Annotated in this window: 3 protein-coding genes; all 3 read left to right on the top strand. The window is 65.7% G+C overall.

Features of this window, described 5'->3' with window-relative positions; genetic code table 11:
- On the top strand, window positions 1-420 hold a 420-nt coding region (locus IY392_RS10445), incomplete at its 5' end, for a cytochrome P450 (RefSeq protein ID WP_194861163.1).
- A gap of 183 nt (window positions 421-603) precedes the next feature.
- Window positions 604-861: an oxidoreductase C-terminal domain-containing protein gene (locus IY392_RS19225; protein ID WP_007628308.1), complete on the top strand. Its 258-nt coding sequence runs from the start codon at window positions 604-606 to the stop codon at window positions 859-861.
- Window positions 862-923: 62 nt separating this feature from the next.
- Window positions 924-1697, top strand: a complete 774-nt coding sequence (locus tag IY392_RS10435; protein ID WP_309234145.1) for a lysophospholipid acyltransferase family protein — start codon at window positions 924-926, stop codon at window positions 1695-1697.
- Window positions 1698-1731 lie beyond the last annotated feature (34 nt).

Raw genomic sequence — 1731 nt, 5'->3', positions numbered from 1 at the left:
AAGTCCGACCCCGGCCTGATCCCCAACATGGTCTCCGAGATTATCCGGTGGCAGACCCCTCTTGCCTACATGCGGCGGATCGCCAAAGCTGACACCATCTTGAACGGTCAGTTCATCCGTAAGGGTGACAAGGTGGTCATGTGGTACGCCTCGGGCAACCGGGACGAGTCCGTGTTCGAGCGGCCGGACGAGTTGATCATCGACCGGCCCAACGCCCGCAACCACATCGCTTTCGGGTTCGGCGTCCATCGGTGCATGGGCAACCGATTGGCCGAGCTGCAGTTGCGGATCCTCTGGGAGGAGCTGCTCCCACGCTTCGAGAGGATCGATGTCGTCGGTGAGCCGGAGTACGTGCAGTCCAACTTCGTTCGCGGCATCAGCAAGCTGATGGTCGAGCTCACCCCCAAGGGAACCGGATGAGTTCGGGGCGCGCGGTGGTGGTCGGCGCCAGCCATGCCGGCGCGCAGTCGGCCACCCGCCTCCGCCGGGAGGGTTGGTCCGGTGACATCGTGGGCCGGTGACGAGCCGATGTTGCCCTACCAGCGACCTCCTTCTCGAAGACCTGTGGAAGGAACAAGGACGATCTGCGGAAGGGACAAGAAGGTGTCGGCGCTCCCATGGTCCCGGTCGGACCAGTACGACCACAAGCTGCGGATCGCGGGACTCAACAACGGTTATGACGACATCGTCCTGAGCGGTGACCCCACCTCTGACCGAAACCGCACCTGCTACTACCTCAGGCAGGGCGAGCCGGTCGCCGCTGACAGCGTCAACCGCCCCGGGGACTCCATGACCACCAACGGCATTCTCGGCCAAGTCGCCGTCGACACGACTGCCCTGACACCGGAGGTGGCGGTGTGAGCAAGCAGACCGACCACTGGTCGTGGTCACCACCGAACGTCTGACCCCCGAGGTGAACAAGGATGGTTTGGAGGTCGACGGCAGGGCCCGCGATGAGACTTCTGCCTTTCGTTCCGGGCGCCCGTGACTCGCATCAGTCCGCAGGCGTGCGACGCGCACCCGCGGACGCCCGCGGCCCTGCATGGTGGCTCGCGTTGGTCGTCTGCAAACCCCTTCTGCTGCTCGTCAGGAGAGCGGACTGGCGCGGTACAGAGCGCCTTCCCGGGTCGGGGGGCGCAGTACTGGCGGCCAACCATGTCTCCCAAGCCGACCCGCTCTTCCTCGCGGAGATGGTCCTCGCCCAGGGCCGGACCCCCTGGTTCATGGCAAAATCAAGCCTGTTTCAGAGCAGAGCAGTGGGCTGGTGGTTTCGGTCGGCCGGCCACGTCCAGGTCGACCGCTCCGACGGGCGAGCCGGGATCCGCGCCGCGATCGAAGCAGTGGATCGCGGCGCCCTCGTCGTCGTCTACCCGGAGGGATCGATCACGAACCGACCGGATGCACGTCTGATGTCGCTCAGGTCGGGTGCTGTTCGCATCGCGCTCGAGACGTCAGTCCCATTGATCCCCGTCGCCCAATGGGGTGTGCAGGCCATCGCGCCAGCCTACGAAGGAAGGGTGGTGCTGGGCCGCCGTCGTCGGGTCACCCTGCTGGTCGGGGACCCGGTCCCGCTCGAGGACCTCCGAGAATTGCCGACGGCGACGGCAGCCGCTGCGGGTGTGCAAAGACTTCAGGACACCCTCGCAGCGATGGTCGACCAACTGGCCGACGAGCACGCTAGGAGCATGGGTCAGTAATGGCTCGAAGCGCGCCGAGAGTACGGCGGAGTGC

The organism is Dietzia sp. SYD-A1 (assembly GCF_015356725.1).
Classification (GTDB): domain Bacteria; phylum Actinomycetota; class Actinomycetes; order Mycobacteriales; family Mycobacteriaceae; genus Dietzia.
The sequence above is the reverse complement of the archived record's forward strand: the minus strand, read 5'-3'. Positions and strand labels throughout refer to the sequence as shown.

Excerpts from the sequence above, each read along its gene's own strand:
- IY392_RS10435 (WP_309234145.1), top strand. The coding sequence starts at position 924 with ATGGTTTGGAGGTCGACGGCAGGGCCCGCGATGAGACTTCTGCCTTTC.